Source organism: Paramicrobacterium fandaimingii, from assembly GCF_011751745.2.
Classification (GTDB): Bacteria; Actinomycetota; Actinomycetes; order Actinomycetales; family Microbacteriaceae; genus Paramicrobacterium; species Paramicrobacterium fandaimingii.
Genome location: NZ_CP061170.1, coordinates 1,645,075 through 1,668,151, shown reverse-complemented (window position 1 = coordinate 1,668,151; position 23,077 = coordinate 1,645,075). Strand labels below are relative to the sequence as shown.

Here is a 23,077-nt window from a genome sequence, read left to right as displayed (position 1 = left end):
GGAGAAATTCTTGTCAGTAAAGATCGGAATCAACGGCTTCGGCCGCATCGGACGCAACTTCCTTCGCGCGGCACTCGCGCAGGGCGCTGACCTCGACATCGTCGCGGTCAACGACTTGACCGATAACAAGACGCTTGCCCACCTGCTCGCGTACGATTCGGTGGGTGGCCGCCTCGGTCAGCCTGTCAGCCACGACGGAGACGTCATCACCGTCGGCGACAAGAGCATCAAGGTGTTCGAAGAGCGCGACCCCGCGAACCTTCCGTGGGGAGACCTCGGCGTTGACATCGTCATCGAGTCGACGGGCCGTTTCACAAAGGCAGCAGACGCGGGCAAGCACATTGCGGGGGGCGCCAAGAAGGTGCTCATCTCTGCTCCCGGCTCCGATGTCGACGGCACGTTCGTCATGGGCGTGAATGAAGACACCTACGACTCGGCGACGATGAACATCATTTCAAACGCCAGCTGCACCACCAACTGCCTCGCGCCGCTTGCCAAGGTGCTCAACGACGCTTTCGGCATCGAGCGTGGCTTCATGATGACCGCTCACGCATACACAGCCGACCAGAACCTCCAGGACGGCCCGCACTCGGACCTGCGTCGTTCGCGCGCTGCCGCGATCAACATCGTTCCCGCTTCGACGGGCGCAGCCAAGGCCATCGGTCTCGTGCTTCCCGAGCTGAACGGAAAGCTCAGCGGCTCGTCGTATCGTGTTCCGGTTCCCACCGGTTCCATCGTCGATCTCACCGCTGTCATCGAACGCGATGACGTCACCGTCGACCAGGTAAATGCCGCGTACCGCGAGGCCGCCGAGTCCGGTCGCCTCGAGGGATTCCTGAAGTACACAGCTGACCCGATCGTCTCCAGCGACATCCAGCAGGACCCGCACTCGTCGATCTTCGACTCAGAGCTGACAAACGTCAGCGGCAACCTGGTCAAGGTATCGAGCTGGTATGACAATGAGTGGGGCTACTCCAACCGCCTTGTCGACCTCACCGAGTACGTGGCCGAGCGCCTCTAGGCGCCGAGGAAATTCAGCGTGCTACGCACTTTAGAGTCACTGGGTTCGCTGAGCGGCAAACGCGTCGTCGTCCGGTGTGATCTCAACGTCCCTCTCTCGGACGGGGTCATCACCGACGACGGGCGCGTTCGCGCGTCTCTGCCGACCCTCAATGCACTGATCAACCAGGGTGCCCGTGTCGTGGTCATCTCGCACCTCGGCCGTCCGGAGGGCGCCCCCGATGCCCAGTACAGCCTCGCACCGGTCGCTCAGCGGCTCAGCGAGCTGCTGGGAACGTCTCTCACCTTCGCCGCCGACACCACCGGGCACGCGGCGGCTGATGCCGTCGCGAACCTGCAGGACGGACAGATCGCGCTTCTCGAGAACCTCCGCTTCAACACGGGGGAGACCAGCAAGGACGACGGCGAGCGTCGCGAGTTCGCCAAGAAGATCGCCGAACTCGGCGACGCCTTCGTGTCTGACGGCTTCGGTGTCGTGCACCGCAAGCAAGCAAGCGTCTACGAGCTTCCCCAACTGCTGCCGAGCGCGGCGGGCACTCTCATCGAGACGGAGCTCACGGTTCTTGACCAGCTCACAGAGAACCCGAAACGTCCCTACTCGGTTGTGTTGGGCGGCTCAAAGGTCTCAGACAAGCTCGGCGTGATCGAGCACCTTCTGCCCCGTGTCGACTCGTTACTCATCGGTGGCGGAATGCTCTTCACCTTCCTCGCCGCGCACGGACACAAGGTGGGGTCGAGTTTGCTTGAGAGCGACCAGATCGACACCGTCAAGAAGTATCTCAGCGACGCCGAGGAACGAGGTGTCGAGATCGTTCTCCCTGAGGACGTCGTCGTCGCTTCAGCTTTCAGCGCTGACGCCGATCACGAGATTCGTCCCATCGATTCCATCGAAGACACCCCGTTCGGGTCCTCAGGACTCGGACTCGATATCGGGCCGAAGACGGCGCAGGCATTTGCCCAGCGCATCTCCGAGTCGAAAACGGTGTTCTGGAACGGTCCCATGGGTGTCTTCGAGCTCGCTCCCTTCGCGGCCGGAACCAAGGTCGTCGCCGAAGCGCTGACGCGCGTCGACGGGCTCAGCGTCGTCGGTGGGGGAGACTCGGCAGCGGCAGTTCGTGCTCTCGGCTTCGCTGATGATCAATTTGGCCACATTTCAACGGGCGGCGGGGCGAGCCTCGAATTCCTCGAAGGCAAGAAGCTTCCCGGACTGGAGGTTCTCGGATGGCAGCAGTAACTCGTACCCCGTTCATTGCGGGCAACTGGAAGATGAATCTCGATCACCTTCAGGCGATCGCGTTCGTGCAGAAGCTCGCCTGGAGCCTTCAGGACGCCAAGCACGATTTCGATGCTGTCGAGGTGGCGGTCTTCCCGCCGTTCACCGATCTTCGCAGCGTTCAGACGCTGGTCTCGGCCGACAAGCTTCCGCTTGCCTATGGCGCACAAGACGTATCTGCGCAGGACTCGGGTGCGTTCACGGGAGAGATCTCGGGATCGTTCCTCAGCCAGCTTGACTGCCGCTACGTCATCATCGGCCACTCGGAGCGCAGAACTCTGCACAACGAAACCGATGAGGTCGTCAAGGCGAAGACAGCGGCAGCGCTGAAACACGGGGTAACACCCGTGATCTGCGTTGGTGAGACGGCAGAAGACCTCGAGAAGCACGGTTCTTCGGCTGTTCCCGTCTCGCAGCTGCGCACCGCGCTTGAGGGCGTGTCAGCTGATGCTGATGTTGTCGTCGCCTACGAGCCCGTCTGGGCAATCGGCTCCGGTCAGGCCGCCACGCCCGATCAGGCGGAGCAGGTCGCGGCAGCTCTGCGCGCAGTGCTTACCGAGTCACTCGGAGAGGATGCCGCGGCACGCACCCGCATCCTGTACGGCGGGTCAGTGAAATCCGGCAACATTGCCGGATTCATGCGTGAACCGAACGTCGATGGAGCGCTTGTCGGAGGCGCAAGCCTCGACGCAACCGAGTTCTCGAACATCGCTCGTTTTCAGAAGCACGTCGGCGTCTGACCGTCGAAGTACGGGCACGGCACGCTCTCGCGTATAATCGTCGTGGTCTTGCCGTGCCCGGCACCTGACGAAGTGAAAGGTCCCCTGTGGAGATTCTCCAGATCATCCTCCAAGTACTGCTCGGAATAACGAGCTTGCTCTTGACGTTCCTCATTCTGTTGCACAAGGGGCGCGGTGGCGGCCTCTCTGACATGTTCGGTGGAGGGATGGGCTCAAACCTCGGTGCGTCTGGCGTCGCCGAGCGGAACCTGAACCTCATCACGGTTCTGCTGGGAAGCATCTGGTTTGCCTGCGTTATCGTTCTCGGACTCATCACCAAGTTCCAGTCAGGCGTCTAGGAGGGCACAGAGATATGGCACTCGGAGGAAACACAATTCGTGGGGCTCGCGTTGGCGCGGGTCCGATGGGTGAACAAGACCATGGGCATCACGCTGACCGAAATGCCATCTCGTACTGGGATGCTCTCGGCAACGAGACTGTGCGATATTTCGCCGCTGATGTCCCCGACGAAGAGATCCCTGACACCATCAGTTCACCGGCTTCAGGCCTGCCGGCGGGACGCGACAAAGACAACCCTCCCGCGGCACTGAGAAATGAGCCGTACAAGACTCACCTTGCCTATGTGAAGGAACGGCGCACAGACGAAGAGGCCGAGCAACTGCTACAGGATGCTCTCACGCAGCTGCGTGAGCGTCGCGGCACCGCCTGATCGCGGCCACGCGGCAGGGCCGGTGCACACGACTGAGGGCCACGCACGTGCGTGGCCCTCAGTCGTGTGCACCGCGAATTCTCAGTACGACTGCGCGATCAGGTTCTCAGGAACCTCGGCCGCTGCCTCTTTGTCAACGAAGAACACGGTGCGGCGACGCCCTTTGATCCCCGCAATCGGCACTTCGGAATACGATGCGCCAGCCAGTGCAAGCCCGAGTGATGACGCCTTTTCCGCTCCAGATATCTCTACCCAGATCCGTTGCGATGAGTTCAGAGCCGGACGAGTCAGCGTCAACCGGTCCGATGGCGGCTTCGGCGACTCCGTCACGGGCAAGACAAGAGCTGACTTCTCGAGTACTTGCGTGTGGTCGGGAAAGAGCGACGCGGTATGCCCATCGGGCCCGACGCCGAGGAACGTAATGTCGAACCGGGGGAGTGCCAGGCTCCCCTCCGCGTATTCGGCCAGCTCGGTCGCGTAGGCCCTGGCTGCCGCATCAAGATCTAACCCCGAGTCCGTTGATGGCATCGGGTGGATGTTTGCCTCGGGCACATCGATGTGATCGAGCAGCGCCGTACGCGCCTTTGTATCATTCCGCTCAGCGTCATCAGACGATACGTATCGCTCATCACCCCACCAGAAGTGTACGCGGGCCCAATCAACGGTGTCTCGCGCTGGGTTCGCATTGATCTGTGTGAGGACGTCGAGGGCGACGCGGCCGCCCTCGAGAACGATGCTCACGCGTTCCTGCTCGTCGAGAAGATCGACGACCTTTGTCAGAAACCGAGCGGCAATCGATGCCGCCAATGCCGACTTGTCGTTGTGAATCAGCACGCGCCGTTCGTTCGTCACTTGGCACCTTCCGCCGGTTCGGACTCCATGCCTTCCAGCGCAGCGAGTCCTCTCACTATCACGTCACCGTACAAGACATCGGGGTCAAGTCGGCGTAATTCCTCGGCAAGGCTGTCCCGCAGGTTGCGACGGGGGAGGGCGATATCTTGCACGGGCTGTCCCGGTATCGTCAGCGTCGCGATGTTCGATACGGGCCGCTCGAGTGAGAACGTCCCTGAGGCCCGCGTCATCTCAACGCCGTGAATTCCTCCGACACCACCGATGTCGTGCGTGAGCTCGCAGGTCACGGGAACCTGAAGCTGCAATTGCAGCCAGGCCGCGAGAAGGGTCGTCGAGGGCGAATCCGCGGCGCCCGTCACCCGCACAGAGGTAATCGACTCGTATGGCGGCTGGTCGAGAACCGCGGCAAGCTGGGCGCGCCACAGCGTCAGACGAGTCCATGCGAAGTCCGTGTCGCCCGGCCGATACGAGCGCGCAAGCTGCCTGAGCGCCTCGTGGGGGTCGGAGTGGGCCGACGCATCCGTAATGCGCCTTTGAGCGATCTGGCCGATGGGGGAGGCCGACACGCTTTCCGGGGTCTCGCCTGGCCACCAGGCAACGACAGGCGCATCGGGCAGAAGCAGGCCGGTAACGAGGCTTACCTTGTTGTCGGTTGCCCCGCCGAATGCGCGCAGAATGATGACCTCGCTCGCACCGGCATCTCCACCCACTCGAATCTGGGCGTCAATGCGCGATTCGCCCTCGGTGGGCGAGTCGGCGACAGAGATCACGATCACGCGCATCGGATGCTCTCGCGAGGCATCGTTCGCGGCTTCAATCGCCTCTTCTTCGTCACCGCGCGTTGCGATGATGATGAGCGTGAGCACTCGGCCGAGTGCCACAACGCCACCTTCTTCGCGAAGCATGACGAGCCGCTTCGAGACAGCGCTCGTCGTGGTGTCAGGAATGTCAATGATCATGGACGCCTCCACGTGCGGCCGTCGCGAGCGAGGAGCTCGTCGGCGGATGTCGGACCCCATGTTCCGGGTTCGTACTGGTCGATCGGCCCGCCCTGCTTCTCCCAGAACTCCTCAATCGGATCGAGAATCTTCCACGAGAGCTCAACTTCTTCGTGCCGAGGGAAGAGCGGAGGGTCCCCGAGAAGCACGTCGAGAATCAGTCTCTCATACGCCTCGGGGCTGGCCTCGGTGAAGGCGTGCCCGTATCCGAAGTCCATTGTGACGTCGCGTACCTGCATGCCCGCTCCCGGCACCTTCGAACCGAAGCGGATTGTGACGCCCTCGTCAGGCTGCACCCGAATAACCAGTGCGTTCTCGCCGAGTTCGGCAGTCTGCGACTCCGCGAAGAGATACTGCGGTGCGCGTTTGAACACGACGGCGATCTCAGTCACTCGACGGCCAAGTCGCTTTCCCGAGCGCAGATAGAACGGCACCCCGGCCCAGCGACGCGTGTTGATGTGAAGCTTCATAGCCGCGTACGTCTCTGTGGCTGAGTCCGGATTCATGCCGTCTTCCTCGAGGAAGCCGAGCACCTTCTCGCCGCCTTGCCACCCGCCAGAGTACTGACCGCGCGCTGTCCCCGTGCTGAGGTCGGTTGGCAGCCGAACAGCCGCGAGCACCTTCTCCTTTTCGGCACGCAGATCGGCGGCGTCGAACGAGCCTGGCTCCTCCATTGCGGTGAGTGCGAGGAGCTGCAGAAGGTGATTCTGGATCACGTCACGGGCCGCACCAATGCCGTCGTAATAGCCGGCTCGCCCACCGACTCCAATGTCTTCGGCCATGGTGATCTGCACATGGTCGACGAAGTTGGCGTTCCAGATGGGCTCGAACAGCTGATTGGCGAAACGGAGCGCCATGATGTTCTGCACCGTCTCCTTGCCCAGGTAATGATCGATGCGAAAGACCGAGTCTGCGGGAAAAACCGACTCCACGACCTCGTTGAGCTCCCTCGCCGTCTCAAGATTGCTCCCAAAAGGCTTCTCGATGACAACGCGACGCCACTGGCCGTCCGTCTCCTCTGCGAGACCCGACTGCTTCAGCTGCGAGGTCACCTGGGGGAACGCCTTCGGCGGAATCGACAGGTAGAACGCATGGTTTCCCATAGTTCCCCGTGTGCGATCGAGCTCGGCGATCGTCTCTCCGAGCCGTTCAAACGCCGCGTCGTCACCAAACTCGCCTGAGACGAAGCGAATCCCTTGAGCCAGCTGCTCCCACACCTCTTCACGGAATGGCGTGCGCGCATAGTCCCGCACCGCGTCGTGAACGACCTGGGCGAAAGCTTGGTCCTCCCAATCCCGCCTGGCGAATCCGACCAGGGCGAACCCCGGGGGGAGAAGACCCCGGTTTGCCAAGTCGTAAACCGCGGGCATGAGCTTCTTGCGCGACAGGTCGCCTGTCACACCGAAGATGATCAGACCGCTGGGGCCCGCGATGCGATTCAGGCGGCGGTCGATGCTCAACCGAAGCGGATTGTGCTCTGAGGTGATATTCACCGGGGACATTCGACTCCTAGACAGCATCCTTCGATGTGGGTGCTGCGTCGTGTGTTAGTTGATTGCCTCGAACAGTGCGAGGGAATCATCTTGCGGGTTCGTCAGGTTGAGCGAGAGCACGGGGCGGCCATGATCGCGCAGAACACCGGCATCGCCTGCGGCCTGTGCTTCAATCAGCTGCCCGAAAGTGAACGGACGATCCGGAATCTCAAGGTCGACGGGTGCTGCCTGCGTGATCTGCAGGTACACGCCCTGCTTCGGACCGCCCTTGTGGTATTGACCCGTCGAGTGGAGAAATCGTGGCCCCCAGCCGAACGTGACCGGGCGACCGGCACGTGCCGCAACCATGCTTCGCAAGCCGTCTAGCTGAGGCAGCTCAAGCCGGTCAACGTACGCTTGAATCGATACATAGCCGTCCTCCGGCAAAGCCGCGATCAGGCGGTCAACGGCATCGCGGACCGTCGCGACACCGGAGACCAGCTCGTCGTCTCCGCGAACCTCGATGCCGGCTTCGGCGAATGCAGGGTCTGCTGGCTCGGGACGATCGTCGAGAAGTCCGCGAGCCGCGACCTTCGCAGACTCGACGTCAGGCTGGTCAAAGGGATTGATGCCGAGAATGCGGCCAGCGACAGCAACGGCATACTCCCACACAATCAGCTGTGCGCCGAGGGAGCCGCTCACGAGAATCTCGCCCTCGTGACGGTCACGGGGAAACAGGTGGAGCGCTTCGGCGTTCTCGACGAGCCGGACGATCTGAAGGTCGGCCGGACTGCTCTCCAACTCTGGCGCGAGCGTGTCGAGCACGACGGGAAGAATTCCCGTGCCTTCCTTCCCCGTGGACTCGGCGATCAGCTGCTCAGCCCAGTCGGCGAACCCCGCAATGTGGGTGCCGTCCGACACGATTCCCAGCTTGTCCTTGCGCGGGGAGGTCGCTGAGATCGCTGCGCCGAGAATGAGCCCTGGATTGCGCTCGTCATCGATCGACAGCTCGGCCAGAACCCGGTCTGCCTCGTCAAGCAGCGCGTCGATGTCGACGCCGGCGAGACCAGACGGAACGAGTCCGAAGGCGGTGAGGGCCGAATATCGTCCTCCGACATTCGGGTCAGCGTTGAAGACGACGAAGCCACCCTCGCGTGCCGACACATCGAACGGCGAGCCGGGGTCGGTGACGATGATGATTCGCTCTCGCGGATCGATTCCGGCATCGCTGAAGGCCTTCTCGAAGACTCGCCGCTGGCTGTCGGTCTCAACTGTCGATCCGGACTTCGACGAGACAACGACAGCCGTGTTCTGCAGCCCGGCATCAAGCGCAGCGCGCACCTGCCCCGGTGCTGTCGAGTCAAGCACGGTGAGGTCGACGCCGAAGGTGCGGGTAATCACTTCGGGAGCGAGCGATGAGCCGCCCATTCCCGCCAGAACAATATGGTTCACACCATCGGCAGCGAGCTTCTCGCGCAGTGCAGTGATCTCGGGAACGAGCGGGCGCGACACGGCGACAGCCTCGGTCCAGCCGAGCCGCTTCGCGGACTCGTCTTCGGCCTTCGGCCCCCAGAGCGTCGGATTCTGCTCGGTGATGCCCGAGGCGACGAGATCCTTGACAAGCGTGGGCACCACGGAGCGGACGGCTTCTTCAGCCGCTCCGCTCACGTGGATCTCGATGCTCATCGGGATTCCTCCATCGCACCCTTGACGTCTTCACGGAGTTCGTTCCACGACACGATGAACTTCTCGACACCCTCTTTCTCAAGCACTGCCGTGACGTCGTCGTATGAGACCCCGACAGCGGCGATCGCGTCAAGAACGCCGTTCGCCTCGTCGTAGCGTGCTGACACGGTGTCGCCCTCAACCACGCCGTGGTCGAATGTCGCTTCGAGTGTCTTCTCCGGCATCGTGTTCACGACGCCCTTGGCGACGAGCCCCGTCACGTACAGCGTGTCGGGGAGCGAGGGATCTTTCACGCCCGTCGACGCCCACAACGGACGCTGCGGGTTCGCGCCGGCCTCGAGCAGCCCCTTGGCACGCACCGAGCTGAATTCCTGCTCAAACACCTCGTACGCCAGCTGCGCATTTGCAACGCCGGACTTGCCCTTGAGCGCACGTGCCTCATCAGAGCCGATAGCGTCAAGACGCTTGTCGATCTCGGTGTCGACGCGAGAGACGAAGAACGAGGCGACCGAGTGGATCGTCGACAGGTCGATGCCCGCCTCCTTCGCCTGCTCGAGACCGGTCAGGTAGGCGTTGATCACCTCGCGGTGGCGCGTCAGGCTGAAGATCAGCGTCACATTGACGCTGATGCCTCGTGCCGTTGCCGCTGTGATTGCCTCAAGGCCCTCAAGCGTCGCGGGAATCTTGATCAGCACGTTCGGGCGCTGAACCTTCTCCCAGAGCTCTGCTGCCTGGTCTATCGTGCCCTGCGCGTCGTGAGCGAGCCCTGGCTCGACCTCGATCGATACGCGTCCGTCGACGCCGTTCGTCGCGTCGAAGATCGGGCGAAAGACGTCTGCCGCGTCGGCGACGTCCTTTGTTGTCAGCTCCCTGACCACCCCGTCGACATTCTCACCTGCGGCAGTGAGCTCACCCACCTGTGCGGCGTAACGGTCACCGTTTTTGATGGCGTTGGCGAAGATCGTCGGGTTCGTCGTGATTCCGACAACATTGCGGCCCTCGATGAGCTCGGTTAGGTTGCCCGTCTCGATGCGCTCACGGGAGAGGTCGTCGAGCCAGATGCTGACGCCGGCGGCCGAAAGTTGTGCAGTAGGTGTCTCAGTCATGATGATTTCTCCTCTGCCCGGCTCAGTGAGCGCCGAGCGTTTCCTTAGCGGCGTTCACAACGGACTCGGTCGTGATGCCGAATTCGCGGAACAGCGTCTTGTAATCAGCCGATGCACCAAAGTGCTCGATCGAGACAGACCGGCCACGATCCCCGACGATGCCGCGCCAGGTCAGGTCAAGGCCTGCCTCGACGGAGACGCGAGCGGTCACGGATGCCGGCAGAACCGACTCGCGGTACTCGGCGGTCTGCTCGTCGAACCATTCAAGCGACGGGGCCGCGACGACACGAGCGTTGACGCCCTCGCCGCGCAGCTGCTCCCGGGCCTCAACGGCAAGCTGCACCTCAGAGCCCGTTGCAATCAGAATCACGTCTGGCTTTCCGTTCGGCGCCTCGGCGAGAACGTACGCGCCCTTGGTGACGTTCGACGCCGCAGCGAGAGTGTCGCCGTTCGCCTCACCGTCGCCACGCTCGAAGACCGGCAGGTTCTGACGGGTCAGCGCGATTCCTGTGGGACCATCGTGGCGCTTCAGAATCTCGAGCCAAGCGTATGCGACCTCGTTTGCGTCCGACGGGCGCACAACCGCGAGGTTGGGGATGGCACGCAACGTCGACAGCTGCTCGATCGGCTGGTGAGTCGGGCCGTCTTCTCCGAGCGCGACGGAGTCGTGAGTCCACACGAACACGCTCGGCACGTTCATAAGCGCTGCCAGCCGCACGGATGGGCGCTGATAGTCGCTGAAGATCAGGAAGGTTCCGCCGTATGCGCGAGTCGGCCCGTGCAGCACGATCCCGTTGAGGATCGCGGCCATCGCATGCTCGCGAATGCCGAAGTGCAGAACGCGTCCGTAGGGGTTACCCGCCCACGAATCGGTCGAGTGCTCGGCCGGCACGAATGACGCCGCGCCGTCGATCGTCGTATTGTTCGAGCCAGCCAGGTCGGCAGAGCCGCCCCACAGCTCCGGAAGCTCGGTTCCGAGAGCCGAGAGCACCTTCCCCGATGCGGCACGCGTCGACACATCGGTTCCCGCCTCGAAGCGGGGGAGTGCGTTTTCAATGCCGGCGGGGAGGTCGTGGGCGAGCAGTCGCTCCAGCAGAGCGTTGCGATCGGCATTCTCTGCTTTCCACGCGTCAAATGACTTCTGCCATTCCGCGCGCTGCTGCGCACCCCTTTCTGCGGCACCCCGGGTGCGGGTGATGACCTCGTCTGAAACCTCGAAGGTCTTCTCCGGGTCAAACCCGAGCGCCTCCTTGACACCAGCAAGCTCGTCCGCGCCAAGCTTCGCCCCGTGGATGGCACCCGTGTCCTGCTTGTTCGGTGCGGGCCACCCGATGATTGTCTTGAGCACGATCAGCGTCGGCTTGTCGGATTCGGCCTGAGCCGCCGCGATCGAATCATTGAGTTCGCGAATGTCTTCGACGTAATCGCCGGTCTTCTTCCAGTCGACCGTCAGCACCTGCCAGCCGTACGCCTCGTAGCGCGCGGCGACGTCTTCGGTGAAGGCGATGTCTGTGTCGTCTTCGATCGAGATCTGGTTGCTGTCGTAGATCGCGATGAGGTTGCCAAGCTGCTGGTGGCCAGCGAGCGATGATGCCTCGCTCGTGATGCCCTCCTGCAGGTCGCCATCGCTCGCGATGACATACACAAAGTGGTCGAAGGGGCTCGTGCCCGCTTCAGCATCCGGGTCGAAGAGACCGCGCTCGTAGCGAGACGCATAGGCGAAGCCGACGGCAGACGATAGTCCCTGACCGAGCGGACCCGTCGTGATCTCAACGCCCTTCGTGTGCCCATACTCCGGATGCCCCGGGGTCAGCGATCCCCAGGTGCGAAGCGCCTTCAGGTCGTCGAGCTCGAGGCCGTCTCCCGCGAAGTAGAGCTGAATGTACTGCGTGAGCGAACTGTGCCCCGCAGACAGGACGAAACGATCGCGGCCAAGCCACGCGTCGTCTTGCGGATCCCGGCGCATAACCTTCTGAAAGAGAAGGTAGGCGGCTGGCGCGAGGCTCATTGCCGTTCCGGGGTGGCCGTTTCCGACCTTCTCAACAGCATCCGCGGCGAGAACGCGAGCGGTGTCAACTGCCTTGTCGTCAATGGAATCCCATTGCAGTGCTGCCACGTTGTTTGACCCTTCTGTCTTTTCGTCCGGGCCTGACGGCCCGCCGAAGCGTTTACACGCACATTTGGCTACTTTGGCACGTCGCGGTTCCACACGGATGAGATATCGATCATGGTGGATACCGCGAAGGTAGGCGAGCACCCCCAGTATAGAGACAGCCGACCATGCATGCGCACAAATGTGACAACGCGTGAAGGGTGCTCATTGTTCCGTGGATCGCTCTCACGCGCGATGGCCTAGAATTGACTGGAACCCAGCAGTCGAGGAGCAATGGACGTCACCACCCCCACCCCAGTTGAAGCACGCACGATCGGTTTTCGACGCAAGGCAGCCGCCTACTTCTCACTGACGAAACCTCGCGTGATGGAGCTGCTTCTCGTCACAACGGTTCCCGTGATGATCCTTGCCTACGGCGGCATCCCCAACCTGTGGCTCGTCGCCGCAACGGTGATCGGTGGTGCCATGAGCGCGGGGTCGGCCGGTGCCTTCAACTGCTATATCGACCGTGACATCGACCGGCACATGAAGCGCACCGAGAACCGCCCGTTGGTGACGGGCGAACTGTCACCGCGTGAGGCGCTCGTCTTCTCGTGGACGCTCGCCATTGGCTCGACGGTCTGGCTTGCCCTCACGACGAACCTTCTCGCGGCGGGACTCTCGGTTCTTGCCATCTTCTTCTACGTCTGCGTGTACACGCTCTGGTTGAAGCGCCGCACCGAGCAGAACATCATCTGGGGCGGCATCGCCGGATGCTTCCCTGTGCTCATCGGCTGGTCGAGTGTCACAGCATCCCTTGACTGGGAGGCGTGGGTTCTGTTCGCCGTCGTCTTCCTCTGGACGCCACCGCATTATTGGCCGCTGTCAATGAAGTACCGCTCCGATTACAAGGAAGTCGGTGTGCCGATGCTTGCTGTGGTGCGCGGTCGCGCGGTCGTCGGTCTGCAGACGATCCTCTACGCATGGGCGACTGTCGCCTGCTCGCTGCTGCTTGTGCCGATCGCTCCCATGGGAATCACCTACACAGCGATCGCGCTGGTTGCCGGCGGTTGGTTCATCTACGAGACGCACCGCCTGTACAACCTCGCCATCCGCAACGAAGAGGCCTCTCCGATGCGCGTCTTCCACGGGTCGATCACCTACCTGTCGCTTCTGTTCCTTGCTGTGGGAGTCGACCCACTGCTGCCGTTCTGATCCTCGTCTGAGCTATCGGGCCGACGGCCCCGCAATGGGCCGCTTCAGAAAGAAGAGCACAGCGGCCATGAACGCCGCGAGCACGCAGGCAAGAACCATATGGCTCCCCACGAGCACTCCGGGCAGCCCGAGTCGAGACTGGGCCACACCGATGAGAATCTGCGCGCACTGCACAACGACAAGCCACGACAGCCAGACACGCGGAGCTGTGATGCCTCGCGTCCACGCAGCGACAAACAAGATGAGTGTGAGCGCGAGCATCACGTAGGCGGGCCAGGAGTGAACGTGCTGCATCACTTCGGACGGCAGATTGTTGCGTGCCGCGCCTTGGTCACCCGCGTGCGGGCCCGATCCCGTCGTCAGGATGCCGATGATGACGGACACTGCAACAAAGAACGACGCCACGTGGGCGAGACGCGCAAACCACAGCGGAACCACACGCTCACGAGGCCCTGGCGTGGTATAAACCCGCATCACCAGCAATGCACCAAGAACCACGAGCGCGACGCTCAGCACGAAGTGCAGACCGACAACGTAGGGGTTGAGGCCAGACAGAACGGTCAGGCCGCCGATCCCGGCTTGAAAGAGAACGCTACACGCAGGGATCAGCGCGAGCACGAAGAGGTCTCGGCGCTCCTTCCGGTACTTGATCACGAAGAGCAGCACAATGATTGCGATGGCCTGCAGCACGAAGAACAACGTTCGGTTTCCGAACTCGATGACGCCGTGAATTCCCATCTCTGGCGACGTGATGAACGATTCGGCCGTGCATTTGGGCCACGTCGGACACCCGAGACCGGATGCTGTCAGCCGCACCGCACCACCGGTGCCGACAAGCACCGTTTGAAAGATGACGTTGAGCCACACCGCTACCCGAACGCGCTTGTCGTCAGCGCTGCTCGGCAGCCACGCCCAGAAACGTGCAACCGCGTTTCTCGGTGCCGCGTCGCGGCTTTCGGCCTCATGTTCTGATGTCACACGGCTCACTGCGGGTTCCTTCACTCATACCTGTCGGGGACGCCCCGGCTTCGTGTCGTCTGTGTACCTCACATTTTCGCCGACACAACCTGTAGAATTGCATTGTTCAAGTAACCAACCCGAAATTGGCGTGTGCCAAACGCAGATTCGATTGCATATGAACAATTGTAGGTTCACGCCGACGCGGACCACATTTCCTCGCATTCAGCTTTCGAGAATGCGCAGGTAAAGCCGTGAACAGAGATCCTGTTTCTTAGCGGTTCAAGAGAGGTAGATATGTCAGATGTTCTGATCGACCGCCCTGAACTTGAAAACCTTGGTGTTTACGAGTTCGGTTGGAGCGATTCGGACGCCGCTGGTGCTTCGGCCCGTCGAGGCCTGAACACCGAAGTCGTCTCCAACATCTCGGGCCTGAAGAGTGAGCCCGAATGGATGCTGAAACGCCGACTTAAGGCTCTCAAGCTCTTTGAGCGCAAGCCGATGCCGACGTGGGGCGCCGACCTCTCGGAAATCGACTTCGAGAACATCAAGTACTTCGTCCGTTCAACGGAGAAGCAAGCGACGTCGTGGGAGGACCTGCCCGACGACATCAAGAATACGTACGAGCGTCTGGGTATCCCCGAGGCCGAGCGCTCGCGCCTCGTCGCCGGCGTTGCCGCGCAGTACGAGTCCGAGGTCGTGTACCACCAGATTCGCGAAGACCTTGAGCAGCAGGGCGTCATTTTCATGGACACCGACACCGCTCTGCGCGAACACCCCGAGTTCTTCGAGGAGTACTACGGAACGGTCATTCCCTCCGGCGACAACAAGTTCGCTGCGCTGAATACGGCTGTGTGGTCTGGCGGTTCCTTCGTCTATGTGCCGCCAGGCGTGCACGTTGACATTCCGCTCCAGGCTTACTTCCGCATCAACACCGAGAACATGGGGCAGTTCGAGCGCACACTGATCATCGCGGACGAAGGCAGCTACGTCCACTACATCGAGGGTTGCACTGCGCCGATCTACAAGAGCGACTCGCTGCACTCCGCTGTCGTCGAAATCGTTGTGAAGAAGAATGCTCGCGTTCGCTACACGACGATTCAGAACTGGTCGAACAACGTCTACAACCTCGTCACAAAGCGCGCCATCGCCGAAGAGGGCGCGACGATGGAATGGGTCGACGGAAACATCGGCTCCAAGGTGACGATGAAGTATCCCTCGATTTACCTCACGGGTGAGCACGCCAAGGGCGAGACGCTCTCGGTGGCTTTCGCCGGGCCAGGGCAGCACCAGGATGCCGGTGCCAAGATGATCCACATGGCGCCGTACACGCAGTCGTCGATTACGTCGAAGTCGATCGCACGCGGCGGGGGACGCGCAGGGTACCGCGGCGAAGTTCGGGTTGACCCGTCTGCGCACCATTCATCGAATTCCGTTGTCTGTGACGCTCTGCTCGTCGACACGATCTCACGATCCGACACATACCCTGCTATCGACATCCGCGTCGATGATGTTCAGCTCGGCCACGAGGCAACGGTCTCGAAGGTCAGCGAAGAGCAGCTGTTCTATCTCATGAGCCGCGGGCTCGAGGAGACCGAGGCAATGGCGATGATCGTGCGCGGTTTCATCGAGCCGATCGCGCGCGAACTCCCCATGGAGTATGCGCTCGAGCTCAACAAACTCATCGAAATGGGCATGGAAGGATCCGTCGGCTAACAATGACTGTCACAGATACCACAGCGACACCAGCAGCGCCAGGCCAGCACGGATTCAAAGAACACTCAGATGGGGGCTGGGGCCTCGTTCCCCTTCAGACCCGCTCCGAGAGGTTTCGGTCGGCGAACGTCGACGATTTCGCCGCGCTCACCGGGCGCGAGGCCGAATGGCGTTACACACCCGTCGACCGTCTCACCTCACTCAGCGAGGGAGAACTCGACGGGGCCCCGTACACCGTTGCCACGACAGATTCAGACGGCGTGACCGCCGAGTGGATCGACATGAACGATGCCCGGGTCGGCAGCGCCGCTCTTCCAGAGGAACGACCGTCTGCGAACGCCTGGTCGAAGACGGAGAAGGCATACGCCATCACCATCTCTGGCGAAGAAGCAAAGACGATCACGGTCGAGCGCTCCGCGCTCGGAAACGCCGCTCGCGGCGCACACACGGTGATCACAGCCGAGCCGAACAGCCAGGCTCTGTTGATCCTCAAGAACAGCGGCAGCGCGCTTCTCACGGAGAACGTCGAGATCGTTGTCGGCGAAGGCGCGCGCCTCACTGTCGTCAGCGTTCAATGGTGGGACGACGAGGCGGTTCACCTCGCGTCTCACTTCGCCCGGATCGGCCGTGACGCCTCACTGAAGCATGTGCTTGTCACGTTGGGCGGCAGCCTCGTGCGGGCGAACCCTTCGCTTCACCTTGCTGAGCCGGGATCAAACGTCGAGTCACTCGGTCTGTATTTTGCAGACGCGGGTCAGCACCTTGAGCATCAGGTATACGTCCATCACGAGGCACCCCACTCTCGCAGCCGAGTCACATACAAGGGTGCGCTGCAGGGCGAGGGAGCACACACTGTGTGGATCGGCGACGTTCTGATCGGTCCGGATGCAACCGGAACGGACAGCTACGAGCAGAACCGCAACCTCGTGCTCACAGACGGCACACGCGCCGATTCCGTACCCAACCTCGAGATCGAGACAGGCGATATCGCCGGCGCCGGGCACGCGAGTGCAACCGGGCGTTTCGACGATGAGCAGCTTTTCTACCTTCAGGCGCGGGGCATCACCGAAGAAGAGGCTCGCCGCCTCGTCGTTCGCGGGTTCCTCACCGAGATCATTCAGCAGATCGGCAATGCAGAGCTGCAGGAGAGCCTCGAGCGCGCTGTCGAAGAGGAGTTGGCCTCGACGAAGCTCACGGGGGACGCACGCTAACGTGACATCCCTGAAAGCTTGTGAACTCAGCGAACTGACCGTCGACCAGGCAAAGCGTTGCGTGCTCGACGGAGTGCCTGTGGCCGTTGTGCTCGATTCATCGGGCGACGTCCACGCCATTGGCGATACCTGCACCCACGGTGACATCTCACTGTCTGAAGGCTTCGTCGAGGACGGAACCCTCGAGTGCTGGGCGCACGGCTCTCAGTTCTCACTCACCACGGGAAAGCCGCTCTCCCTTCCGGCTTACGAACCCGTCCCGGTGTACTCCGTCGATATCGTCGACGGCTCCATCTTCATTGACCCGACCGTAACGAAAGAGATTTAGCCCATGTCTGTCATCGAGATTCGCGACCTGCACGTCAGTGTCGAAACCGACCAGGGAACCAAGCCCATCCTCAAGGGCGTCAACCTCACGATCAACACCGGCGAAACACACGCCATCATGGGCCCGAACGGTTCAGGCAAGTCGACCCTTGCCTATACGATCGCCGGCCACCCAAAGTACACGGTTGATTCCGGAAGCATCACGCTCGATGGCGAAGATGTTCTCAGCATGACCGTTGACGAGCGGGCTCGCGCGGGACTCTTTCTCGCCATGCAGTACCCGGTCGAGATCCCCGGCGTCACCGTCACCAACTTCCTGCGCACAGCGAAGACGGCAATCGATGGTGAAGCACCGGGCATCCGCGGGTGGATGAAAGATGTCAAGGGCGCCATGGACAACCTGCGCATGGACTCGAGCTTCGCGGCCCGCAACGTCAATGAGGGCTTCTCCGGCGGCGAGAAGAAGCGCAATGAGATTCTTCAGCTCGAACTGCTCAAGCCCCGGTTTGCCGTTCTCGATGAGACGGACTCCGGTCTTGACGTCGACGCGCTGCGCGTCGTCTCAGAGGGCGTGAACCGTGCGAAGGAGAACACCGGACTCGGAGTTCTCCTGATCACCCACTACACGCGCATTCTTCGCTATATCAAGCCGGACTTCGTGCACGTGTTTGTGAACGGTCGCGTTGCAGAAGAGGGCGGCTCTGAACTGGCCGATCGTCTTGAGGACGAGGGCTATGATCGCTTCCTCACCGAAACGTACGTATCATAACAGTATGGTCACAACGCTCAGCCCTGAAAAGTTCGACGCGGTCGAAGATGCACTCAAGGACGTTATGGACCCCGAGCTTGGGGTCAACATCGTCGACCTTGGGCTTATCTACGACCTCAGCTGGGATGACGAGACAGACGCTCTGATCATCCACATGACGTTGACAAGTGCGGGATGCCCGCTCACAGACGTCATCGAGCAGCAAACTGCCGAGTCGCTCGAGAGCGTCGTCGAGCAGTTCCGCATCAATTGGGTGTGGATGCCGCCGTGGGGCCCTGAGCGCATCACCGACGATGGTCGTGACATGATGCGCGCTCTCGGCTTCGCCATCTGATCGCTTCACGTCGTCATGGCTCGGCTCCTCACCCGGAGCCGAGCCATGACGCTGTCATTTACAATATTCACCCCGTCATGACGGGAGAACGGAAACCTTGTGCTGAACGTCCGAGACCTCGAGATTCGCGTGGGAGCTCGCGTGCTGATGCAGAATGTCAGCTTCCGTGTGCAGCCCGGCGACAAGATCGGCCTCGTCGGGCGAAACGGCGCGGGCAAGACGACGCTCACCAAGGTGCTTGCTGGCGACTTGCAGGCAAATGAGGGAACGGTAGAGCGCTCGGGTGAGCTGGGATACCTCCCGCAAGACCCGCGGTCGGGCGATCCGGAGGAAACCGCTCGCACGCGCGTGTTGAACGCCCGCGGCATCGGCGACCTCGTCAGCGGTATGCGCGCGGCCACCGATGCCATGGCCAGCAGCGACGAAGCGACGAGTGCGGCGGCGATGAAGAAGTATTCGCGACTTGAAGAGCGCTTCAATGTGCTCGGCGGCTATGCTGCCGAGGCAGAGGCCGCGTCGATTGCGAGCAATCTCAACCTTCCCGACCGCATTCTCGACCAACAGCTCAAGACGCTGTCTGGCGGGCAGAGGCGCCGCATCGAGCTCGCCCGCATTCTCTTCTCCGACGCGGGAACGATGATCCTCGACGAGCCGACGAACCACCTCGACGCGGATTCCGTCGTGTGGCTGCGCGAATTTCTGAAGAGCTACGCTGGTGGCTTCATCGTGATCAGCCACGACATCGACATCGTGGGAGAGACCGTCAACCGCGTTTTCTACCTCGACGCCAATCGCACGACGATCGACGTCTACAACATGAACTGGAAAAACTACCAGCGCCAGCGCGAAGCGGATCAGGAACGCCGCAAGAAAGAGCGCGCGAACGCCGAGAAAAAGGCGTCGGCCCTGCAGCAGCAGGCTGCGAAGTTCGGCGCGAAGGCATCGAAGGCGGCGGCAGCCCACCAGATGGTCGCCCGTGCCGAGAAGATGCTCTCGGGCCTCGAGGAGGTCAGGCAGGCTGATCGGGTCGCGAAGCTGCGCTTTCCGAAGCCAGCGCCCTGCGGCCGCACTCCGCTCATGGGCTCCGGTCTCAGCAAGAGCTACGGGTCGCTTGAAGTTTTCAGCGCCGTCGATCTTGCGATCGATCGCGGATCGCGGGTCGTCATTTTGGGGCTCAACGGTGCCGGAAAGACGACAATGCTGCGCATTCTCGCGGGAGTTGATGAGCCTGATACCGGTGTGATCGATGCCGGGCATGGCCTGCGCGTCGGATACTACGCACAGGAGCACGAGACAATTGACGCGGCACGGAGCGTGCTTCAGAACATGATGTCGTCATCTCCCAATCTCACGGAGACCGAGGCCCGCCGTGTGCTCGGATCATTTCTGTTCACCGGCGATGACGTGCTCAAGCCAGCGGGGGTTCTCTCCGGTGGGGAGAAGACGCGTCTGGCTCTCGCGATGATCGTCGTCTCGGGCGCGAATGTGCTGCTCTTGGACGAGCCGACGAACAACCTCGATCCTGCGAGCCGCAGCGAGATTCTCGATGCCCTCGCGCATTACGAGGGCTCGGTGATCCTTGTCAGTCACGATGAGGGCGCGGTCGAAGCGCTCAACCCCGAACGCGTGCTGATCATGCCCGACGGGGTCGAAGACCTGTGGACGAAGGATTACGCAGAACTCATCTCACTCGCATAGCCTCAGTGGACGGTGTCGAGAATCTCATCTTCGACATCGGCATCCGTTCGCTTCTCTCGCCTCTTGCGCTCTCGCTTCTCGACAGCCTCACGCACCCGAGGATCGTCAGCGTTTCGCTGCCGGTACTCCTGCCGCACCGCGTACGCGAGAAAGGCGAAGGCGAGAAGAGCGAAAATCACCCACTGGATCGCGTAGGAGGCGTGAAGCCCCTCGTTCACCTCGGGTTCGAACGCGGGGAGCGGTGCTGTCTCTACAGGAGCAGGGCTCTCGGAGACGAGCAGACCGTACGCGCCGGTATAGCTCTCACCTGACACTCGAGAGGCGAGGTCGGGCACATGGATCGTCGCGATCTGTCCCTCACTTGCTCCTCGTCCCGGAAGTTCTGGTTCGCCCGGCTTGACGCGGGCAGTTACCGTCACCGTTCCCTTCGGGGGAGCGGGGACGGTATCGGGAAGATCTTGCGCGTTTCCCGTCGGGACCCACCCGCGATCGACCATGAAGATCAGCCCAGATTCGAGCTTGAGGGGAGTGATGACTTCGAACCCCGGCTTACCGGAACGCGGTCGATTGCGAACGAGCACCTCGTCCTCGACGAGATACTCGCCCGTCATGGTCACGGGGTGATACTCGTGTGCATCGTCAAAGGCGTCTCGCTCAGGAATGATCGTGTCGAGCGGTGCCGGATCGGCGTTCCAGTTGTTGTCGACAAGAGCTTGAATCTGCTCTTTCTCGTGAAGTCGGCTCACCTGCCAGTTCGAGAGAAAGCCGCAGACGACGGCAAACACGATGGCAACGGACAGATAACCGACCCAGCGCCAGCTGAAGGCGAAGGTCCACGTGCCGGTCATTGATCATGTCTCTCTGCGAATGAGGCCACAGCCACGGGGAAGCTACGAGCTTCGAGAAAATCGCGCAGATAGTCGACGTGCTCATCGCAGGCCAGCCACACTTTCTCGCGGTCGGCCGCGTGGATGCGCGGGTTACGCCAACCGATTCGCCACGTCGCCGTCAGCCGGCATCCTGCTCGCGAACATTCATGGGCACCTGGTTCAGCACCGATTCCGATCACGATGCCTCACGATTCTGACCGTTGCCGTGCTGGCCTCTCAACGGTTCGTCGCTTTCGTCCGTTGGACGCACCACGACGACACCCCCCGGGGTCTCAACAGAGGCCCGCGTGCGCACGGGTGTGTTCGCAATGACGACGGCGAAGTACGGCAGAGCGATGGCACCGATCGCGCACACGAGCAGCCACCAGCCGTGGGCGAAGAGCATGAGAACGACGCAGACCATACGGATGCCCATCGCCACCGAGTACTTGACGACTCGGCGGTGCCGTTCCTGCTCGGGCGTCATTCCGAGGCTCGTGATCGTGGCCTTTTTCATCACATCAAGAATACGACTTTTGTATGCTCGTAACCTGACACCTCATGTTCGCAACCGATCGGATTGGACATCAATGACAACCCAGCGCACCGTTCTCGTGACCGGGGGCAACAGAGGCATCGGGTACGCGATCGCCGAGCAGTTTGTGAGCGAGGGCCACAACGTCGCTGTGACGGCTCGTTCCGGCGAAGGGCCGACCGGTACGGTGACCGTGCGTGCGGACGTCACGGATTCCGCCAGCATCGACGCCGCTTTCAGTGAGATCGAGGAGAAGCTCGGCCCCGTCGAAGTTGTCGTCGCGAACGCTGGAATCACGCGCGACACGCTGCTCATGCGCATGAGCGATGACGACTTCGACGACGTCATGAGCACAAACCTCGGCGGAGCGTTCCGCGTGGTCAAGCGAGCGTCGAAGGGAATGCTGAAGGCGCGCTTTGGTCGCATCATTCTGATCTCGAGCGTCGTTGGACTCTACGGCTCCGCCGGGCAGGTGAATTATGCGTCGTCAAAGGCCGGCCTTGTCGGCATGGCTCGCTCGATCACGCGTGAGCTCGGCGCCCGAGCAATCACTGCGAACGTCGTCGCTCCCGGGTTCATTCAAACCGACATGACGGCCGAGCTGCCTGAAGCGACGCAGGCCGAGTACAAGAAGAGCATTCCCGCCGGTCGATTTGCTCAGGTCGGAGAGGTCGCACGCGTTGTCACCTGGCTCGCCGGCGACGATGCAGCGTACATCTCGGGAGCCGTCATCCCTGTGGACGGCGGCCTCGGAATGGGGCACTGAACCCCGTTCAGACTCGCGTATCTCTCAGCCGCGAAGTCCGAGCAGCGGCAGCACGTCGCTGAGATCGACGCGCTGCAACGCGACGTCTGCGGCCGTGCGGACGGCGGGCTTGGCGTTGAACGCGATGCTCAGAGCGGCGGCTTCCATCATGCGCAGATCGTTGGCGCCATCGCCGATGGCAATCGTGCGACAAAGCGGTACGCCCGCCTGCTCGGCCCATTCGCGCAGCGTTGCCGCCTTCGTCTCGGCGTCGACGATGTCACCGTCGACGTGACCCGTCACGCGCCCCTCAGCGACGACGAGCCGATTTGCCCGCCAGACATCAACCTCGAGTCGCGCGGCGACGGGGTCGAGCAGTTCGTGAAATCCACCGGAGACGACGCCGATGCGGCCACCTGCGCGATGAACCGCTCCAATGAGCTCGGAAGCGCCGGGCGTTGGCCGCATCCGATCGGAGACTCGGGCGAAGACAGCATCCGAAATTCCCTCGAGAGTCGCAACGCGCTCTCGGAGACTCTCGGCGAAATCAAGCTCGCCACGCATTGCGCGCTCCGTCACCGCCGCCACCTGAGCGGCCGACCCTGACTCGTGCGCGAGAAGCTCGATCGCCTCGTCCTGGATGAGCGTGGAGTCGGCGTCAAGCACGACGAGGAAACGTGCGGCGGGGACATCGGTTTCGCGGCGCGGCATGCTGCGACGTACTCCTTCGGCCTGGTGCGAGCTGTACACATC

General features: G+C 62.0%; 24 protein-coding genes. 13 read left to right on the top strand and 11 right to left on the bottom strand.

Annotated elements, in window-relative coordinates:
* Positions 1 to 10 precede the first annotated feature (10 nt).
* From gap to HCR84_RS08095, 5 genes are all read left to right on the top strand, one after another.
* Positions 11 to 1,021, top strand: a complete 1,011-nt coding sequence (gap, locus tag HCR84_RS08115) for a type I glyceraldehyde-3-phosphate dehydrogenase (RefSeq protein WP_166983579.1) — start codon at positions 11 to 13, stop codon at positions 1,019 to 1,021.
* Positions 1,022 to 1,039: 18 nt separating this feature from the next.
* A complete protein-coding gene (locus HCR84_RS08110) occupies positions 1,040 to 2,254 on the top strand; it encodes a phosphoglycerate kinase (protein ID WP_166983578.1) in 1,215 nt (404 codons plus the stop codon).
* Positions 2,242 to 3,033, top strand: coding sequence for a triose-phosphate isomerase (tpiA, locus tag HCR84_RS08105; protein WP_166983577.1), 792 nt, complete (start codon positions 2,242 to 2,244; stop codon positions 3,031 to 3,033). The genes HCR84_RS08110 and tpiA overlap by 13 nt, the downstream gene beginning before the upstream one ends.
* Before the next feature lie 86 nt (positions 3,034 to 3,119).
* Positions 3,120 to 3,371, top strand: a complete 252-nt coding sequence (gene secG / locus HCR84_RS08100; protein WP_166983576.1) for a preprotein translocase subunit SecG — start codon at positions 3,120 to 3,122, stop codon at positions 3,369 to 3,371.
* Positions 3,372 to 3,385: 14 nt separating this feature from the next.
* The gene (locus HCR84_RS08095) at positions 3,386 to 3,742 is read left to right on the top strand and encodes an RNA polymerase-binding protein RbpA (RefSeq protein ID WP_166983575.1); all 357 of its coding nucleotides are present in this window, start codon (positions 3,386 to 3,388) and stop codon (positions 3,740 to 3,742) included.
* 81 nt (positions 3,743 to 3,823) lie between these two features.
* On the opposite strand, the gene pgl is transcribed toward HCR84_RS08095, so the two are convergent.
* The 6 genes from pgl to tkt are packed head-to-tail and all read right to left on the bottom strand — an operon-like array spanning position 3,824 to position 11,972.
* Entirely contained in the window at positions 3,824 to 4,594 is a 771-nt protein-coding gene (pgl, locus tag HCR84_RS08090) for a 6-phosphogluconolactonase (RefSeq protein ID WP_166983574.1), read from the bottom strand.
* Positions 4,591 to 5,553 (bottom strand): glucose-6-phosphate dehydrogenase assembly protein OpcA, encoded by a 963-nt coding sequence (locus HCR84_RS08085; RefSeq protein WP_166983573.1) that lies wholly within the window; start codon positions 5,551 to 5,553, stop codon positions 4,591 to 4,593. The genes pgl and HCR84_RS08085 overlap by 4 nt, the downstream gene beginning before the upstream one ends.
* A complete protein-coding gene (gene zwf / locus HCR84_RS08080) occupies positions 5,550 to 7,094 on the bottom strand; it encodes a glucose-6-phosphate dehydrogenase (protein WP_166983572.1) in 1,545 nt (514 codons plus the stop codon). The genes HCR84_RS08085 and zwf overlap by 4 nt, the downstream gene beginning before the upstream one ends.
* Positions 7,095 to 7,139: 45 nt before the next feature.
* The gene (locus tag HCR84_RS08075; protein WP_166983571.1) at positions 7,140 to 8,750 is read right to left on the bottom strand and encodes a glucose-6-phosphate isomerase; all 1,611 of its coding nucleotides are present in this window, start codon (positions 8,748 to 8,750) and stop codon (positions 7,140 to 7,142) included.
* The gene (gene tal / locus HCR84_RS08070) at positions 8,747 to 9,856 is read right to left on the bottom strand and encodes a transaldolase (RefSeq protein ID WP_166983570.1); all 1,110 of its coding nucleotides are present in this window, start codon (positions 9,854 to 9,856) and stop codon (positions 8,747 to 8,749) included. The genes HCR84_RS08075 and tal overlap by 4 nt, the downstream gene beginning before the upstream one ends.
* A 22-nt stretch (positions 9,857 to 9,878) precedes the next feature.
* A complete protein-coding gene (tkt, locus tag HCR84_RS08065) occupies positions 9,879 to 11,972 on the bottom strand; it encodes a transketolase (RefSeq protein WP_166983569.1) in 2,094 nt (697 codons plus the stop codon).
* A gap of 270 nt (positions 11,973 to 12,242) precedes the next feature.
* Between tkt and HCR84_RS08060 the strand changes: the two genes are divergently transcribed.
* Positions 12,243 to 13,163 (top strand): heme o synthase, encoded by a 921-nt coding sequence (locus tag HCR84_RS08060; protein WP_166983568.1) that lies wholly within the window; start codon positions 12,243 to 12,245, stop codon positions 13,161 to 13,163.
* Positions 13,164 to 13,175: 12 nt separating this feature from the next.
* Here HCR84_RS08060 and HCR84_RS08055 read toward each other — a convergent pair whose 3' ends face one another.
* Positions 13,176 to 14,150, bottom strand: coding sequence for a COX15/CtaA family protein (locus HCR84_RS08055; RefSeq protein WP_235940844.1), 975 nt, complete (start codon positions 14,148 to 14,150; stop codon positions 13,176 to 13,178).
* Between the two features lie 267 nt (positions 14,151 to 14,417).
* Between HCR84_RS08055 and sufB the strand changes: the two genes are divergently transcribed.
* The 6 genes from sufB (at position 14,418) to HCR84_RS08025 (ending at position 20,175) form a co-directional block, all read left to right on the top strand.
* Complete coding sequence (sufB, locus tag HCR84_RS08050) at positions 14,418 to 15,836, top strand: Fe-S cluster assembly protein SufB (RefSeq protein ID WP_166983567.1); 1,419 nt, start codon at positions 14,418 to 14,420, stop codon at positions 15,834 to 15,836.
* Positions 15,837 to 15,838: 2 nt separating this feature from the next.
* The gene (gene sufD, locus HCR84_RS08045; protein ID WP_166983566.1) at positions 15,839 to 17,047 is read left to right on the top strand and encodes a Fe-S cluster assembly protein SufD; all 1,209 of its coding nucleotides are present in this window, start codon (positions 15,839 to 15,841) and stop codon (positions 17,045 to 17,047) included.
* A 1-nt stretch (position 17,048) separates the two neighbouring features.
* Positions 17,049 to 17,375 (top strand): non-heme iron oxygenase ferredoxin subunit, encoded by a 327-nt coding sequence (locus tag HCR84_RS08040; protein WP_166983565.1) that lies wholly within the window; start codon positions 17,049 to 17,051, stop codon positions 17,373 to 17,375.
* Positions 17,376 to 17,378: 3 nt separating this feature from the next.
* Positions 17,379 to 18,143 (top strand): Fe-S cluster assembly ATPase SufC, encoded by a 765-nt coding sequence (gene sufC, locus HCR84_RS08035; RefSeq protein ID WP_166983564.1) that lies wholly within the window; start codon positions 17,379 to 17,381, stop codon positions 18,141 to 18,143.
* Between the two features lie 4 nt (positions 18,144 to 18,147).
* On the top strand, positions 18,148 to 18,477 hold the full coding sequence (locus HCR84_RS08030) for a metal-sulfur cluster assembly factor (protein ID WP_166983563.1): 330 nt from the start codon (positions 18,148 to 18,150) through the stop codon (positions 18,475 to 18,477).
* A 99-nt stretch (positions 18,478 to 18,576) separates the two neighbouring features.
* On the top strand, positions 18,577 to 20,175 hold the full coding sequence (locus HCR84_RS08025; protein WP_166983562.1) for an ABC-F family ATP-binding cassette domain-containing protein: 1,599 nt from the start codon (positions 18,577 to 18,579) through the stop codon (positions 20,173 to 20,175).
* A gap of 2 nt (positions 20,176 to 20,177) precedes the next feature.
* Here the strand turns inward: HCR84_RS08025 and HCR84_RS08020 are convergent, their stop codons facing one another.
* Genes HCR84_RS08020 through HCR84_RS08015 form a run of 3 tightly spaced genes read right to left on the bottom strand, consistent with a single transcriptional unit; the run spans position 20,178 to position 21,561 of the window.
* A complete protein-coding gene (locus HCR84_RS08020; RefSeq protein ID WP_166983561.1) occupies positions 20,178 to 21,023 on the bottom strand; it encodes an SURF1 family cytochrome oxidase biogenesis protein in 846 nt (281 codons plus the stop codon).
* Positions 21,020 to 21,244, bottom strand: a complete 225-nt coding sequence (locus HCR84_RS17630; RefSeq protein ID WP_166983560.1) for a hypothetical protein — start codon at positions 21,242 to 21,244, stop codon at positions 21,020 to 21,022. Before HCR84_RS17630 ends, HCR84_RS08020 begins: the two co-directional genes overlap by 4 nt.
* Positions 21,241 to 21,561 carry a DUF3099 domain-containing protein gene (locus tag HCR84_RS08015; RefSeq protein WP_166983559.1) on the bottom strand — a complete coding sequence of 107 codons (321 nt, stop codon included), beginning with the start codon at positions 21,559 to 21,561 and terminating at the stop codon, positions 21,241 to 21,243. Before HCR84_RS08015 ends, HCR84_RS17630 begins: the two co-directional genes overlap by 4 nt.
* A 73-nt stretch (positions 21,562 to 21,634) precedes the next feature.
* Here HCR84_RS08015 and fabG point away from each other — a divergent pair, with 73 nt between their 5' ends.
* Complete coding sequence (gene fabG / locus HCR84_RS08010) at positions 21,635 to 22,345, top strand: 3-oxoacyl-ACP reductase FabG (protein WP_166983558.1); 711 nt, start codon at positions 21,635 to 21,637, stop codon at positions 22,343 to 22,345.
* Between the two features lie 24 nt (positions 22,346 to 22,369).
* On the opposite strand, the gene serB is transcribed toward fabG, so the two are convergent.
* The gene (serB, locus tag HCR84_RS08005; RefSeq protein WP_166983557.1) at positions 22,370 to 23,035 is read right to left on the bottom strand and encodes a phosphoserine phosphatase SerB; all 666 of its coding nucleotides are present in this window, start codon (positions 23,033 to 23,035) and stop codon (positions 22,370 to 22,372) included.
* Positions 23,036 to 23,077 lie beyond the last annotated feature (42 nt).

Bases quoted from the DNA above. Each gene is read 5' to 3' on its own strand.
- sufD (WP_166983566.1), top strand. From the start codon at position 15,839: ATGACTGTCACAGATACCACAGCGACACCAGCAGCGCCAGGCCAGCAC.
- sufB (WP_166983567.1), top strand. From the start codon at position 14,418: ATGTCAGATGTTCTGATCGACCGCCCTGAACTTGAAAACCTTGGTGTT.
- serB (WP_166983557.1), bottom strand. From the start codon at position 23,035: ATGCCGCGCCGCGAAACCGATGTCCCCGCCGCACGTTTCCTCGTCGTG.
- HCR84_RS08095 (WP_166983575.1), top strand. From the start codon at position 3,386: ATGGCACTCGGAGGAAACACAATTCGTGGGGCTCGCGTTGGCGCGGGT.
- HCR84_RS08085 (WP_166983573.1), bottom strand. From the start codon at position 5,553: ATGATCATTGACATTCCTGACACCACGACGAGCGCTGTCTCGAAGCGG.
- HCR84_RS08030 (WP_166983563.1), top strand. From the start codon at position 18,148: ATGGTCACAACGCTCAGCCCTGAAAAGTTCGACGCGGTCGAAGATGCA.
- HCR84_RS08075 (WP_166983571.1), bottom strand. From the start codon at position 8,750: ATGAGCATCGAGATCCACGTGAGCGGAGCGGCTGAAGAAGCCGTCCGC.
- fabG (WP_166983558.1), top strand. From the start codon at position 21,635: ATGACAACCCAGCGCACCGTTCTCGTGACCGGGGGCAACAGAGGCATC.
- HCR84_RS08015 (WP_166983559.1), bottom strand. From the start codon at position 21,561: ATGAAAAAGGCCACGATCACGAGCCTCGGAATGACGCCCGAGCAGGAA.
- tpiA (WP_166983577.1), top strand. From the start codon at position 2,242: ATGGCAGCAGTAACTCGTACCCCGTTCATTGCGGGCAACTGGAAGATG.
- sufC (WP_166983564.1), top strand. From the start codon at position 17,379: ATGTCTGTCATCGAGATTCGCGACCTGCACGTCAGTGTCGAAACCGAC.
- tal (WP_166983570.1), bottom strand. From the start codon at position 9,856: ATGACTGAGACACCTACTGCACAACTTTCGGCCGCCGGCGTCAGCATC.
- HCR84_RS08060 (WP_166983568.1), top strand. From the start codon at position 12,243: ATGGACGTCACCACCCCCACCCCAGTTGAAGCACGCACGATCGGTTTT.
- HCR84_RS08020 (WP_166983561.1), bottom strand. From the start codon at position 21,023: ATGACCGGCACGTGGACCTTCGCCTTCAGCTGGCGCTGGGTCGGTTAT.
- zwf (WP_166983572.1), bottom strand. From the start codon at position 7,094: ATGTCCCCGGTGAATATCACCTCAGAGCACAATCCGCTTCGGTTGAGC.